This is a genomic window from Thermodesulfatator indicus DSM 15286, assembly GCF_000217795.1.
Classification (GTDB): Bacteria; Desulfobacterota; Thermodesulfobacteria; order Thermodesulfobacteriales; family Thermodesulfatatoraceae; genus Thermodesulfatator; species Thermodesulfatator indicus.
In genome coordinates this window covers 270182-284918 of the sequence record NC_015681.1, presented here as the reverse complement: position 1 = coordinate 284918, position 14737 = coordinate 270182, and the positions used below count along the sequence as shown (strand labels likewise).

Below are 14737 nucleotides of genomic sequence, written 5' to 3'. Positions count from 1 at the left end.
GCTATTTTTTACCCGGAAATAGTATTTTAAATGGCAATTTAAATGTTCTTCCTACGATACCTAAAAAGTGAGATCCAAGGGTAGTAGGGTCAAGGGGAATAATGCTAGGGTCTTCAAGTTTTCCACTTATACGAATCGGTACCCCTACGATCATTTTTGACTTCCCAGTTAACACCCAGCCTACTAATGGGACATTGCTTACTACGGTGTCAACAGTTTTGAAGGGAGAGACTAAAGCGGTAAGGTTTATTTTTTTATTCAAGATGTCTATCTTTCCAGTAGCGAAGAAACGAAACCCCGGGGCATTTAATTCGAGATTTTCAATCTCTAAATATTTTTTTTGAAAGCGACCATCCAGTTTTAACAAATTGTAGGTCAAGCCTTCTTCTCCTAAATTGGGCAGATTTCCCTGAAATATATCTATAGGGCTTAAAAATGCTAGAAGCTTAGATAGAAGACCAAACTGATGTATCCTTCCCTTTTTAGAGATAAAATTTATTTCACCACTACTTTTCTCAAATAAGGCTTTATGACCGCTAGTTAAGAGATTTCCTTTGAGATTATAAGGGCCTTCAAATTTTTTCTGATGGAAAAGACAAAATAATGTTTTGGCCAGTTCTCCATTTTGACGTTTGAAGAAAACTTTTAACTTTCGTGCTTTTAAAGACTTTTCATAGTCTCCCCAGAATTTTATGCCACATAAATTGGCTTGATTTACTACCACACGGATTTTTTCAGGATAATAAAACAGAGTTCCTGTTACGAGAGATAGTTCAAAATTTTTGTAAACTAACGAGTCTACTTCAAAATCTACTGTTCCTACTAATTTAATTTTAGAATTTTTGTTTGAATTTCTTTTTCTTAGAGAAAGAATATCGTCAAGGACAATGAAAGGAGAGTAAACTTTACCTTCAAAGTTTATAAAATTAGGGTCAAAATATAAATTACCTTTGGCTTCGATAGTAGTATCGCCGATATCTGCTTCCAGATGTTTTATTTTTACATTTTTCTTACGAGCTTTGACATCGAGTTCTTCTATCCAGATATTAGGCTTAGTTGGCCATTTAAACCCGCTTACCTTTAAGGTTCCCGTAAATTGACTACGAGTTAACTCTTTTGCATTGATTTTAGCGGTAAAATCGCCGGAAATTTTTTTTAATACAAAGGGATTTTTTAAGAAAAACTGTTTTATCTGATCTTGGGTTAAATGCCCGTTAAAAGCTATGTTCCACATATAATTTTTTTCTATTTGGATATTAATTGGAGACGAAGCACTGGGATAAATTATAGATTTGATTTTCCAATAGTTTTTATCTTTTTCAAAATTAAAAGAGGCCTTAACGTTTTTATGGTTTATTAATTGTCCGTTAAAAGTAATTTTTGGAAGAGCCATTTTAAATTTTAGGGAACTTGCTTTAATAGGCGTTACAGGAAAGAATTTATCAGGAATTTTTCCTTTTTTATAAATCCAAGAAATGAAATCTTTTCCACTTTGCCCTTCACCTCTTAGGTATAAGCTTAAAGGCTTAAAATCTATTTCTCCTGCTCCCAAAAAATGAGCATCAAGAAGATTTGCTTCTGAATTTTCAAAAGCAAGGCTATATTTGTCATAAATCACCGTGGCTCTTTTAAAGAAAAGGGGTCCAGGTAAATAGGTCATCGATATTTTGAAGTTTGTTGTTTGAGCTTTAAGAGAAAAGTTTTGGACAAGTGATTTTTCTTCTAAAAGGCCTTTGTAGCTGGCGTAAATTAAGTCTATCCACTCGCCGTCAAAAGGATAGCGATTTAGTATTTCCTCTCCTTTGGGATAACTATGTAATATTTTTTTGAGTTCAGGTATAAAAATTGTTCCTCTAGCCTCAGATAAAGTAAAAAAATAAGGTTTTTTAGAAATATTTAACGAAAAAGAAGTAAAAATCTTACTTTTAGGGAATGAGATTTCTATTCCCTTTACGGATAGGGTATGGGCTTTATAAGTGACCAGCCCGTCATTTAAAACTGCTGGTAAAGGAAAGTGAGCATATTTCAATGAGAGATTAGCAGGCGTAAAAGAAAAGGAAACAATGGGCTTTTTTAAAAGGCCGCCGATTTTTACTTGACCGAAAAGTTTTCCGGTACCATTTAAGTTGTTTAACTCTTCGTTTATTTTAGCCGGTAAGGGCAAGGCGCCTAATATTTTTCTAAGGTCGTTGAAATTTGTTTTGAAATCTGCTTCAAAAATGAGCGGCGATGTTTTGTCTTTTAATTTTCTTAAATTAAGTTCTAAAGAAACATTAGAAAGATGGGTTTGCTGGTAATCTCCTTCTCCTTTTTTTACTTTAAGAATTGCCTTTTTTAAAGAAGCCCAGCCAGATACATTTTCCAGTCTCAAATTAAGGGTAGGAACTCGAATGACACCATTTTCAGCTGTCCCTTCATAAGAAAAATTGTCTAGATGGAAAAGGGTCTTTAGGTTTGGGGCTTCACTTTTTAGGTGAATATCTTTAGCCTTACCGTCTATTACGATTTCGCAAAGAGTTTTAAGGCCTCGGTTTTCAGGTAGAAGCAGTAAAAGCCTTTTTCTGATAGCTCCCCAATCTCCTTCTCGGATGTGGAAGTCAAAAGCAGCTTTTTTGTTTTCGTGCAAAAAATACCCCGAGGCAAATAGGGCGGGATTTTTCATGGCAAGGTCTTTTATTTCTATTTTTAGACCAGAAGAGCCATAAGTGGCTTGGCCAACCAGGGCGGCGCAATCAAAAATTAAGTTATTAGGTTCTTCTTTAAGAAAGCAAGGAGCTGAGGCCGTGAATCCCAATAACCATTTTTGATTTTCGTAACGATAAGATAAATCCAAATTTATATCGGTTTTTAGACGTGTTATAGAGCTATATGAATTTAAAAGAGGGAAAAGCGACAAGTCTAAATGTTTTACTCTAAGTAAACCTTCGGCTAATTCTTCCTTTGGCCAGAGTCGTAGAGAAAACGTTAAATTTTTTAAAGCCGGATTTAGAGCCTTGCCTTCAAATTCTAAAAAGTCTGGCTGAAGAGAAAGGGTAGCGTCTATTTTATCAAAAAGGATTTCCTTTTGGTTAGCTGAGCTAAATATAATGGCCCCTTGTTTTATCTGGACAGTGAGGGTAGGAATTTTGGGTAAGAGTTCTCCTGTAATTTTAAAAATTTTTTGGGGTGAAATTACAGGAGGTGGCCCTTTTCCTTTTTTCTTAACAAAAACTGGCTGGCTAAGGAGACATTTTTCGACTTCTATTCTTTTATGAAAAAGAGGAACCAGTTTGAGAATGAGATCCCCTTCTTTTAGGTAAAATGAATATTTTTGGTGTTCTATTTCAAGTTCTTTGGTTTTGATTGTAGGCCTAGGTATTAGGCGAATTCTGACTTCTTTTAAGTAAACTTTGGCGTGTAATTGTTTAGAGAGCTTATTGGCTATCTGGGATCGAATCACTTCGAGATTTACCAGATAAGGGAGAAAAACTACGATAAAAGCCAAAAGTATCAGTAAAACAAAAGTGGTGATGCTCAGAATGAGCGCTAAGGTTTTAAGTCGCTTTTTCATAGGGAATACTTTTTAGAGAATGGTCGGGGAGGACGGATTTGAACCGCCGACCCCCTGCTCCCAAGGCAGGTGCGCTGCCAGGCTGCGCCACTCCCCGAAAAACTTCTTAAAATTTATCCTCTAAAGATAACCTTGGCAACCTGAAAAATGAATTTAGGGACAGGCAAATTCTGCGAACAGACTTGCCAAATTTTGCCTGTCCCCATAAAGTTTAGGCATGAAATTTCCTGAAAAAGTTTATTTTATTGGAATTGGTGGAGTAGGGATGGGAGCCCTAGCGGGCCTTTTTAAAAAGGCTGGGGCTAAAGTTTCTGGTTCAGAAAAAGGCCCCGTTTATCCCCCTATGAGTGATCTTTTAAACGAACTGGGTATTACCTACTTTCAAGGTTTCAATCCGGCCAATATTAAAAATTTTGATCCAGACCTGGTTATTATAGGCAATGTGGCCCGGGTTGATAACCCTGAAGTCCAGTTTGTACTTGAAAATAAAATTCTTTATCTTTCGCTTCCAGAAGCTCTTTACGGTTATTTTATTGCTCGAAAAAAAAGCCTGGTCGTAGCGGGAACCCACGGAAAGACAACTACTTCGGCCCTATTAGCCTATGTGTTGGAAAAACTCGGTGAGGCCCCAACTTATTTTATTGGAGGGCTAAGGCGAGATATCCTCCGTAACTTCAATTACACTCAAGGCCGTTTTGCTGTTCTTGAAGGTGATGAATATGACAGCGCTTTTTTTGATAAACGGCCGAAGTTTATCCACTATGCGCCCTATGGGGCCATTTTAACTAGCGTTGAATTTGACCACGCTGACATTTATCCTGATTTTTCTGCTTTAAAAGAAAGCTTTAGATATTTCCTTTCGGTTATTCCCTCTAATGGATTTTTGAGTTATGCGGCAGATGATGAGGGTGCCTCGGAACTTGCGGCTCTTTTTTCTGGGCCAAAAATTTCCTATGGTAAAAAGGGAGACCTAAAGCTAATTAAGAGAGAACCTACCTCAACCCCTCCCGGGCAGTGGCTAACTTTTTCTTTTAACCAACAAGAAGACAAATTTTTTCTTCCCTTGATTGGTGAACATAACGCTTTAAATGCCTTAGGGGTTTATGGATTGCTTTTAGGACTTGGCTTTCGGAGAGAAAATTTAAAAAATACCTTTGCTGATTTTCCCGGCACCAAACGGCGCCAGGAGATTTTGTTAGAGGAACCGGTAACCATTATTGACGACTTTGCCCACCATCCAACGGCGGTTTCGGCCACTACTAAAGCGGTAAAAGAAACTTGGCCTGGCCGAAGACTCATAGCCGTTTTTGAACCACGCACTAATACCAGTCGCCGCAAGATCTTTCAAAAAGATTATGCCATAGCTTTTTCAATAGCTGACGTGGTTTTTATTAAGGTGCCTGCTGACATAGAAAAAGTTCCGCCTGAGGACAGGCTTAACCTCAAAGAATTAGCTCAGGAAATTACCTCTTTAGGGGCATCAGCCTCTGTTATTGCCGATTATCCGGAGCTTTTGAAGGCCTTAAAAGAAGAGATAAGCCCTGGTGATATTGTTCTTTTCATGTCAAACGCCGCTTTGGCCAATATTCCTGAAGAGTTGGTAAAGTTTTGCCAGGAAAACTTGATGACCTGAAAACATTACAAAAGAATCTAGCCCGGCAAATAAAACTAGCTCCCCTTTCGCACTTGCCGCGCTTAATAGGCGGAGCTGATGTCTCTTACATTGAGCCAGGTTATGCTATTGGAGCTGTAGTAGTTTATGATCTTGAAAAAGGAAAAGTGATAGAAGAGACCTACGCGGTGGAAAAAGTAACTTTTCCTTACATTCCAGGTTTTCTTTCCTTCAGAGAAGTACCGGTTTTGAAAAAGGCCTTTGCCAAATTGAAGATAAAACCAGAAGTTTTGCTAGTTGATGGGCAGGGTATTTTACATCCCAGGGGTTTGGGGTTAGCTTCACATTTAGGGCTCGAACTTAACATACCAACGATTGGCGTAGCCAAAAAACCTTTAATAGGTGAGTTTGAGCTTCCCGAGGACAAGCCTGGTGCCTTTTGTCCCATTTTTATAAATGGCCAGGTTAAGGGTGTTGTTTTACGCACGCGAAAAGGAGTTAAGCCGGTTTTTGTATCTCCCGGGCATTTAATTGATCTTGAAAGTGCCTTAAAGGTGGTCAAGGCCAGTCTTTCTGGTTATCGTATTCCAGAGCCGTTGCGTAAGGCCCATCTATTGACCCAGAGGTTGCGTGGTGAATGCCGTAATAATTCCGGCTGGGGGGATAGGCAGTAGAGTGGGGGAAAAAATCCCCAAGCAATTTTTAGAAATTGCGGGAAAACCCCTTATAGCCCATACCCTTTCTGTTTTTGAACAGGTTGACGAAATAGACCTGCTGGTCGTTCCTGTGCTCTCTGAATGGAAAGAAACACTTAAAGATCTTTTAAACGGTTTTAGCAAGCCTTATCTGCTAGCCTCTGGCGGTGAAACCAGGCAGGCCTCAGTAGCTAATGGTTTTTCTCTTCTTCCAGAAGACACAGAGATAGTCCTGGTCCACGATGCGTGCCGGCCTTTTATTACGCCAGAATTAACAAGGCAGGTCATTTCTAAAATAAAAGAAAAGGGAGCGGCCCTGGCCGCTTTGCCTGCCAGGGATACCGTAAAAGAAGTTGAAGAAAAAAGGGTTGTAAGAACTCTTCCTAGAGAAAGAATTTTTTTGGCTCACACTCCACAAGGAGCACAGTATTTCTTATTTAAAAGGGCTTTAACTTACTCTCAGGAAAGAAATCTAGTTTTTACTGATGAGGCAGCCCTCTTTGAGGCGGCGGGTATAGAGGTTTATGTAGTTCCGTCTTCGCCTTTAAATTTTAAAATAACTACCAAAGAAGACTTTGAACTAGCTAAATGTTTGTTAGAAAGAAACTTAAATGGAGGCCATTATGAAAGTAATTTTTTTTAGTATGCACCCGTATGAAGAGGAATTTTTAGGGCCTATTTTACCTTCTGACTGGGACGTAGAAATGACGCCTGACTTTTTAGACGAAACCACGGTGGAAAAGGCTAAAGGAGCCCAGGTAGTAAGCTTGTTTGTTTCGGACAAAGCTGATGGTCCCGTACTTGAAGCGCTACATTCTTACGGAGTGGGCCTTTTGGCCCTTCGTAGTGCTGGCTATGATCACATAGATATTGAGACCGCAAAACGCCTGGGTATAAAAGTAGTTAATGTGCCAGCCTATTCTCCCCACGCTATCGCTGACCATACTTTAGCTATAATGCTTGCTCTTATTCGTCGTCTTCACCGGGCCCATGATAAAGTGCGCCTGGGAGATTTTGATCTCGATGGTCTTATGGGCTTTGATTTAAATGGCAAAGTTGCTGGTGTAATTGGGCTAGGGAAAATAGGTCGCCTGGTAGCTACCCGCTTAAAAGCGTTTGGTTGCAAAGTTTTAGGCTATGATCCATACATTCAGCCGGAAATAGTAGAAAATGTTGATTTGGATACCCTTATCACTCAGGCTGATATCATTTCTATTCATTGTCCTCTTACGCGAGAAAATTTTCATATGTTTAATGAAGAGACTTTTAAGCGGATGAAACCCGGGGCTATTTTGGTTAACACGGCGCGAGGAGGTCTTATAGATACCAAGGCCTTGCTTGAGGCCTTAAAGTCTGGAAAACTTGGCGGCGCAGCCCTTGATGTGTATGAATATGAACGGGGCCTCTTTTTTAAAAACCACCAAAAAGAAGGTATAAAAGACCCTTATCTTGCCCAGCTTTTGGGGTTGGCCAATGTAGTGTTAACCGGGCATCAGGCCTTTCTTACGCGAGAGGCTGTAAAAAACATAGAAGAAACTACCGTAGAAAATATTTTAGAATGGCAAAAGAATCCCCAGGCAAAGCTTAAAAATGAAATCTGAGTTTAGCCTTCTCTCTGTCATCGCGAGGCGACGCAGTCGCCGTGGCGATCTCGGAGATCCCTTTGCTGCGCTCAGGGCAAGGACTGTTTCGGCCTCTAACGAGGCCTCACAGTGACTTAATAGGGTTATTTCCGTGGCCGATTATGCCTGTGATGATAAAAAACGTTCGGATTAATAAGAAATGGCGGACGCTTTAAGGATACCCAATCGCGAAAGATGCTATGAAATTCTTGGCGAAAATCAGGTTCCCCCTCATATTGTCAAACACTGTGAGGTGGTTACCAAAGTGGCGCTTTATTTAGCCCGAGAGCTAAACAGAGTGGATGAAGATCTTGATTTAGCTTTAATTGAGGCCGCAGCCCTTCTTCATGATGTTACCAAGCATCTTTCGCTAAAAAGCGGAGAAGATCATGCCCTTTCAGGGCAAAAACTTCTTGAACAATTAGGCTATCCTGAAGTGGCAAGGATTGTTGGGCAGCATGTGTTTTTAAAACCTGGGCCTCCAGGTGCGCCTATTCGTGAAGAAGAAGTGGTTTTTTACGCGGATAAAAGAGTAAAACACACTGAGATCGTTTCCCTAAAAGAGCGTTTTAGAGATTTAAAAGTGCGTTATGGTAAAACGGTACATTCTCTTATAAAAATTGAACATATGGAATCACTTTGTAAGCTTCTTGAAAGAAGACTTTTCAAAAAATTGCCCTTTAATCCAGAGAGACTTGAGGAACTAAATGATGCTTAAAGTAGCCCTTCTTTGCGGTGGAAAATCGGCTGAAAGAGAAGTTTCTTTAAAAGGTGGCCAGGCCGTGGCCGCGGCCTTAAAAAAATTAGGGCATCAATTTAAAATTTTTGACCCGGCCAAAGACCTTCCCTTGTTAGCCCAGGAAACTAAAAATTATAACGTGGCTTTTCTTGTGCTTCACGGCCCTGGAGGTGAAGACGGAACTATTCAGGGTTTTCTCGATTCGCTTGGGCTTTCTTACCAAGGGGCAGGGGTTTTGGGAAGCGCCCTGGCTATGGATAAAGCCCTTAGTAAAATCCTTTACCAAGAGGCAGGCCTTCTGGTGCCCAAAGGTCTGGTTTTAGAAAAAAACAAACCCTTGCCCCAGATAAATTTTTTTCCGTTAGTAGTTAAGCCGGTCTCGCAAGGTTCAAGTGTGGGGATCTCCATAGTCAGAACTCCCGATGAATTAGACTCTGCCCTAGAAGCGGCTTTTGCTTTGGAAGAGAGAGTCTTGGTTGAAGAGTATCTGGAAGGTCGTGAGCTTACCGTGGGTATTCTTGGAGAAGAAGCTCTGCCGGTAGTTGAAATTATACCTGGAGAAGGGCATACCTTTTTTGATTACCAGGCCAAATATACCCCAGGTGTTACGCAGGAGCTCTGCCCGGCTCCTATCCCGGAAGAAATAGCCAGAGAAGCACAGAGGGCGGCCCTTGCTGCTCACCAGGCTTTAAGACTCAGGCATTACAGCCGTACAGATTTTATCTTAGTAGGAGAGAGGCTTTATGTTCTTGAGACCAATACCATTCCTGGTATGACCGAAACAAGCCTTTTGCCTTTGGCGGCTAAAGTGGCCGGGTATCCTTTTGAGGATTTAGTGCAAAAGCTTCTTGACTTAGCATTAACGGCAGCCTGATTTTAAGCCGTCTTCTAGGCGGAGTTTAACGAGTTCGGCCAATTTATGTTTGTCTCTTAAAGTAAGGCCTTGAGTAGGAATAGGAGGGAATATTTTTACCCTTACAAGCCCTGGTTTAACATAAAGTTTTCCTTTAGGCATAACATGGCGTGTGCCACACACGGCTATGGGGACAAGGGGTAAGCCGCTTTTTATGGCCAGAATAAACCCGCCTACCTTAAACTCCTGAAGTTTACCGTCAGGGCTTCTGGTTCCTTCAGGGAAGATAAGCACAGAAAAGCCTTTTTTGATTTTTTCTACAGCTTTCATAAGGCTTTCCAGGCCTTTGCGTGGGTTTTCCCGGTCAATAGGTACACAGCCAGCCGCGGCCAACCCCCAGCCAAAAAAGGGTATCTTGAAAAGGCTTTTTTTGGCCAGCCAGGAAATGCGGTGCGGCAATACGGTGCCTATTACAGGAATATCAAACTGGCTCTGGTGGTTGGCGGCAAAGACGTAATTTTGATCTGGCTTGATATGCTCAAGCCCTCTTACTTCAAGTTTAACGCCCGCAATGCGCACCATGTTGCTAAGCCAGAAATGTTGAATCCTGGGAATTATTCGTTCCCAGGGGGTAACGGAAAGGAGAATAATTATAGTACCCAGCGTAGGGACGGTTATTAGAAGATAGAGGCCAAAGAAGAAATTTCTTATAATGATTTCGCAAGTTTTTAAAAACTTCATTTTGCTCCTCGGCTTGTAAAATCTTGATGAGCTATCGGCAAAGTAACATATCAAAGCCAATTTTTTAAAGGTTTTACAGAAATCTCAAACTTATCTAATAAAATTTCAGTTTAATAGTATAGATTTTAAGTTATAGTTTAGACCTAGATGTCAAATTGTAAAAGTTTGAGCGAAATTTCTCAATTATTTGATACCCACGAAGCAATAGAAGTACTACGTGTTTTTTTAGAATCAGCAAGTGTGGGTATTTATCTGTATCGCGAAGAATTCATTTATGTGAATCCCGCCTTTGAAAAAATAACCGGCTGGAAACTTTCTGAACTTAAAAACAAAAAAGTCTGGGAGCTAGTGCATCCAGATTATCGGGAAACAGTTAAAGAAAGAACACTTGCAAGACTTAGAGGAGAAAAAACTCCTCCTCAATACGAGATAAAAATCTTAACTTCTGAAGGTCAGGAAAAGTGGTTTGAAGTTTCAGTGGCCACTTTTGAAAAAGATAACCAAATCTATTGTATTGCTACCACTATTGATATTACAGAAATCAAAAATTATTCACGAAATCTGGCAGATACTTTAAGTGAATATAAGGCCATTTTACAGGCCTTTGATGGTCTTCTTTATACAGTTACCCCAGATTTTCGCCTAGCTTTTGTTAACAAAAAATTGGAAAAGCAAATAGGCCATCCTGTTTCTGGGGAACTATGCTACGAAGAAATATTTGGTTTAAAAGAACCCTGTCCTTGGTGTAGTCTCAAAGAAGTTTTAGAAGGGCGTTCAGTTAAAAAAGATATTCATATTCCTGAGGAGGACAAATGGTATTACGTAGTGGCTACCCCTTTGATATATCCTGACGGAAGCCAGCACGCCTTACATATCCTTATGGATATCACTCAGCAAAAACGGGCCCAGCAAGAAATACTCAGAATTTCTAAGCTTGAATCAATTTCTCTTCTGGCTGGCGGTATTGCCCATGATTTTAATAATATTCTGACAGCCATTTTGGGAAACATTTCCCTTTTGCGCCTGCGTTTGAAAAAGCACCTTACTGAGAAAGAGGAAAAGCTCTTTAAACAAATGGAAAGTGTGTGTTTTAGGGCCCAGGGGCTTACCAAGCAACTTTTGAATTTTGCTGAAGGTGGCTCTCCAATAAAACGAGTAGCTTCTATCAAAGAAATGATTGAAGATACGGTTTCTTTCTGTTTGCGGGGTTCAAATGTCAGCTGGGAGATCTCTATTCCCGATGATTTATTTCTGGTTAATATCGATACTGTTCAATTCGGTCAGGTGGTGAGCAACATTGTCATAAACGCCAAACAGGCCATGCCTTCAGGTGGAAGGCTCTGGATTAAGGCCAGCAATTTAAAACTTAAGGAGCCTAAAGGGCCTTTAAAACCGGGAGATTATGTAGAGATTATTTTCAGAGACGAAGGAATGGGGATTCCTAAAAAACATCTCTCCAAAATTTTTGATCCTTATTTCACTACTAAAAAAGACGGAAGCGGCCTGGGGTTAGCTATTTGCCATTCTATCATTAAAAAACATGGGGGGCATATCGAAGTAACTTCTCAAAAAGGGAAAGGGGCCACTTTTAAAATTTATCTTCCAGCCTCAAAAGAAGAAAAACCTACTTCGTATAATCTGGTCCAGAAAGAAATTTTTAAAGGTAAAGGACGAGTACTCATTTTTGACGACGAAGAAGTTATCAGGGAAACACTAAAAGAAGTCCTTGAAATGAGTGGCTTTCAGGTGGAAGAAGCCAAAGACGCCCAAGAGGTTATCCAAAAAATAAAGGCTCAAAATTTTGACTTGGCCATCCTTGATTTGACTATTCCTGGGGGCATGGGAGCTAAAGAAGTTCTTCCTTTTATCAAGTCTTATACCCCCAAAACAAAAACAATTCTTATGAGTGGTTATTCCCTTGAAGCCCAAAAAGTTAAGGAGTTTGACGCTTTTCTAAAAAAACCTTTTACTTTTGATGAACTTTTTGCTGTGATTGATAAACTTCTGCCGACAAAATCCACTAAAAATGCAAAAAATAGGTAAACTTTTTATCGTTGGCCTTGAAGGAGATTCTCTGAGTGCCGAAGAACTGGAAGCCATCAAAGCTTTAAAGCTTTCCCATTTTATTTTTTTTAAACGGAATCTTGTTTCTAAAGAGCAAATAGAAAGTCTTTTGACAAAACTTAATGAAAAAACAGGCCTGGGTTTAAGGGCTGTTGACCAAGAAGGCGGGCCTGTAGTAAGGCTTTTGCCTCCGCTTTTTCCGCAATTGCCTTCTCTATATGCGCTAGCCCAGAGAGAAAAACCTGCCGAGGAGGTGAGAAACACCGCTAAACTTTGTGCTCAAAATCTAAAGGAACTGGGCTTTAATTTCAATCTTGCTCCGGTGCTCGATCTGGCTGATGATAAAGCCCCTTCTTTTATTCGCGAACGCTCTTTTGACAAAGAAAGCTCCCTTGTGGCTGAACTCGGAACTATTTACATAAAAACTTTTATTGAAGAAGGTCTTCTTTGTTGTGCCAAACATTTTCCCGGCTTGGGAGGTGTTGATCTTGATCCCCACCACAGTCTTCCTGAAAAACCAGAAGTTACTAAAGATGATCTTTATCCTTTTGTTAAAGCCTTCGAAGCTGGCGTGCCCGCGGTGATGACTACTCATTTGGTCGTCAAAAACATTGATGATAAGCCGGCCACTTTTTCTCCAAAAATAATAAATATGTTACGCAGAGAGTTAGATTTTCGCGGGCTTGTTTTAACAGATGATCTTTACATGAAAGGAGCGGCTATCTCTTCTTTTGAAGAAAGGGTTCTTAGGGCTTTTATTTCTGGACATGACTTATTACTCCTTTGTGAGGATTTTTGGCAATCAGTTATAGTTATTGAAAATTTTATTAAAGAGGCAGAACATAGCTATTCGTTAAAAGAATTAATTGCCGAGTCTTTGGGGCGGCAAAACAAGGTTTTAAACTCGTTCTTGCCTAGTTAGAGGTTAAATGTTAAAGCCTTTTAAGCTGGAGATTAGGGGAGGAAAATATGCTCGATTTTTTTAGACAGCGTGCAGGTTCTTGGCTGGTAAAAATTATCTTGGGAGCTATTATTATCGTTTTTATTTTTTGGGGAGTAGGAACGTTTCGTACCGGCCAAAAAAACATTTTGGCTGAAGTAAATGGCCAACCTATAACCTTTACAGAGTTTCAAGTCCTTTATAACCAGCGGCTCAACCAGTTACGCAGTCTTTTTGGCCCCCAGTTAAATGATGAGCTTTTAAAAAAGTTGCAGTTGCCTGCCCAGGTGTTTGAAGATCTTGTGCGACGTAAACTGATGTTCCAAGTAGCTAAAGAAATGGGTATCACCGTAACCACCAAAGAACTACAAATTGCTATTTCACAGATTCCCACCTTCCAAACAAACGGTCGCTTTGATCCACGGAAATATCAGCTAGTATTGCGGGAATTGCGTCTTACACCTAAAGAATTCGAAGACTTGATAAAATCTGAATTTATAGAAGCTAAAATTAAGAGTCTCTTACTAACACCAATTGTTGCTACTTCAGAGGAAACTAAAGAATGGTATATTTTTCAAAATGAAAAACTAAAAATACTTTGGGCAAAACTGCCTATATCTACCTGTGAAAAAGAAGTAAAAATAAATGAAAAAGAAATAAAGTCTTACTATGAAGCTAACAAGGAAAGATATAAAACAAAACTTAAAATAGCTTTAACTTATTACTTTTTACCTTTTAAAAGTTTAGAAAAAGAAATAAAAATTACTGATAAAGATTTAAAAAATTATTACGAAGCCCATAAAAAAGAATATACTCTTCCTGAAGAACGTAAACTTAGACACATTTTTATAGCTAGGAAGAAAGGAGAAAGTGAAGAAGACTTTTTAAAACGTGCTCAAGAAATCAGAGCTAAAATTAAAGCCCCTAAAGATTTTGCTAAAGTCGCGGCTAAATATTCTGATGATCCTCATACTAAAGATAAAGGTGGAGAGTTAGGATGGGTTAAAGCTAACGAAATTTCCCAAAATCTTAGAGAAGTAATTTTTACGGCCAAAGAAGGAGAGATTATAGGCCCTTTACGAACTCCGTCTGGTTATCACATCTTTCTTATAGAAAAGATTAAGCCTGCTAAAACTAAATCTTTTGAGGAAGTTAAAGAAGAGATTCGGAAAAAATTAATTGAAACAAAGTTAAAGTCTTACGCCTGGGATAGGGCCGAAAAGATTTACGACAAAATAGTTTTGGTGGGAGGTTTAAAACCTTGGGCTCAAAAAGAGAATAAAACGCTAGTTACTACTCCTCTTTTTAGCCCTGATTCTCCGCCTCCAGATAACCATATTACGAATGATGTTATTTCTGCCGCTCTTAAGCTTAGCGAAGGGGAACTTGGGCCTATAATGGAAGTGCCAGAAGGTATTTTAATTTTTAAACTGACTAAGAAAGAACCACCAAGAATTCCGCCTTTAGAAAAGATTAAAGACAAAGTAGTTCGTGATCTAAAACATGAAAAGGCCCAGGAGTTATGTGCGGAAAAGGCCAAACATATTTTAGAAGAAGCCAAGAAAGGTAATTATCAAAAGGTCTTTAAAAAATACGGCCTTACCTTTAAAGAGAGTGAATTCTTTACACGTGAAGATACTGAAATACTGGGTGTTCCACCACAAGTGCTTAGGGAGGCCAAGACCCTCGCCAATCCCGGTCAATGGCTGGACACTCCGGTTCTCACAGGCGATGCCATTTATCTGGTAAAACTTCTGGAAATAAAACCAGCGGATATGACAAAGTTTGAGGAAGAGAAAAAACTTTTGCAAGATTTGCTTACCAGACAAAAGCGAGAAGAGGCCTTTAATGATTGGTATAAAAACCTGCGTGAAAAGGCGGAGATAAAACTTTACCATGAACTTCCCAAAATTTAGGAGGA

The 14737-nt window shown here is 39.6% G+C and carries 11 protein-coding genes and 1 tRNA gene; 9 read left to right on the top strand and 3 right to left on the bottom strand.

Annotation, left to right across the window (positions count from 1 at the left end):
* Window position 1: 1 nt before the first annotated feature.
* Both THEIN_RS01360 and THEIN_RS01355 read right to left on the bottom strand, forming a co-directional pair.
* Entirely contained in the window at window positions 2-3550 is a 3549-nt protein-coding gene (locus THEIN_RS01360; RefSeq protein WP_013906898.1) for a YhdP family protein, read from the bottom strand.
* A 20-nt stretch (window positions 3551-3570) separates the two neighbouring features.
* Window positions 3571-3647: transfer RNA gene (locus tag THEIN_RS01355), tRNA-Pro, on the bottom strand.
* 120 nt (window positions 3648-3767) lie between these two features.
* Here THEIN_RS01355 and THEIN_RS01350 point away from each other — a divergent pair.
* The 6 genes from THEIN_RS01350 to THEIN_RS01325 all read left to right on the top strand — a co-directional run bounded on the left by THEIN_RS01350 (window position 3768) and on the right by THEIN_RS01325 (window position 9092).
* Window positions 3768-5183 carry a UDP-N-acetylmuramate--L-alanine ligase gene (locus THEIN_RS01350; RefSeq protein WP_013906897.1) on the top strand — a complete coding sequence of 472 codons (1416 nt, stop codon included), beginning with the start codon at window positions 3768-3770 and terminating at the stop codon, window positions 5181-5183.
* Window positions 5159-5836, top strand: a complete 678-nt coding sequence (locus THEIN_RS01345) for an endonuclease V (RefSeq protein ID WP_013906896.1) — start codon at window positions 5159-5161, stop codon at window positions 5834-5836. Before THEIN_RS01350 ends, THEIN_RS01345 begins: the two co-directional genes overlap by 25 nt.
* 1 nt (window position 5837) lies before the next feature.
* Window positions 5838-6500 carry a 2-C-methyl-D-erythritol 4-phosphate cytidylyltransferase gene (ispD, locus tag THEIN_RS01340; protein ID WP_052299024.1) on the top strand — a complete coding sequence of 221 codons (663 nt, stop codon included), beginning with the start codon at window positions 5838-5840 and terminating at the stop codon, window positions 6498-6500.
* Window positions 6481-7458, top strand: a complete 978-nt coding sequence (locus THEIN_RS01335; protein ID WP_013906894.1) for a 2-hydroxyacid dehydrogenase — start codon at window positions 6481-6483, stop codon at window positions 7456-7458. The genes ispD and THEIN_RS01335 overlap by 20 nt, the downstream gene beginning before the upstream one ends.
* A 181-nt stretch (window positions 7459-7639) precedes the next feature.
* A complete protein-coding gene (locus THEIN_RS01330; protein WP_013906893.1) occupies window positions 7640-8197 on the top strand; it encodes an HD domain-containing protein in 558 nt (185 codons plus the stop codon).
* The gene (locus THEIN_RS01325; RefSeq protein ID WP_013906892.1) at window positions 8187-9092 is read left to right on the top strand and encodes a D-alanine--D-alanine ligase family protein; all 906 of its coding nucleotides are present in this window, start codon (window positions 8187-8189) and stop codon (window positions 9090-9092) included. Before THEIN_RS01330 ends, THEIN_RS01325 begins: the two co-directional genes overlap by 11 nt.
* Here THEIN_RS01325 and THEIN_RS01320 read toward each other — a convergent pair.
* Window positions 9078-9812 (bottom strand): lysophospholipid acyltransferase family protein, encoded by a 735-nt coding sequence (locus THEIN_RS01320; protein WP_013906891.1) that lies wholly within the window; start codon window positions 9810-9812, stop codon window positions 9078-9080. The two genes, THEIN_RS01325 and THEIN_RS01320, sit on opposite strands and share 15 nt — an antisense overlap.
* A 147-nt stretch (window positions 9813-9959) precedes the next feature.
* Here THEIN_RS01320 and THEIN_RS11460 point away from each other — a divergent pair, with 147 nt between their 5' ends.
* Genes THEIN_RS11460 through THEIN_RS01305 form a run of 3 tightly spaced genes read left to right on the top strand, consistent with a single transcriptional unit; the run spans window position 9960 to window position 14732 of the window.
* The gene (locus tag THEIN_RS11460; protein ID WP_013906890.1) at window positions 9960-11855 is read left to right on the top strand and encodes a PAS domain-containing hybrid sensor histidine kinase/response regulator; all 1896 of its coding nucleotides are present in this window, start codon (window positions 9960-9962) and stop codon (window positions 11853-11855) included.
* The gene (locus THEIN_RS01310; RefSeq protein WP_013906889.1) at window positions 11839-12798 is read left to right on the top strand and encodes a glycoside hydrolase family 3 N-terminal domain-containing protein; all 960 of its coding nucleotides are present in this window, start codon (window positions 11839-11841) and stop codon (window positions 12796-12798) included. The genes THEIN_RS11460 and THEIN_RS01310 overlap by 17 nt, the downstream gene beginning before the upstream one ends.
* A gap of 47 nt (window positions 12799-12845) precedes the next feature.
* Complete coding sequence (locus tag THEIN_RS01305) at window positions 12846-14732, top strand: SurA N-terminal domain-containing protein (protein ID WP_013906888.1); 1887 nt, start codon at window positions 12846-12848, stop codon at window positions 14730-14732.
* Window positions 14733-14737 lie beyond the last annotated feature (5 nt).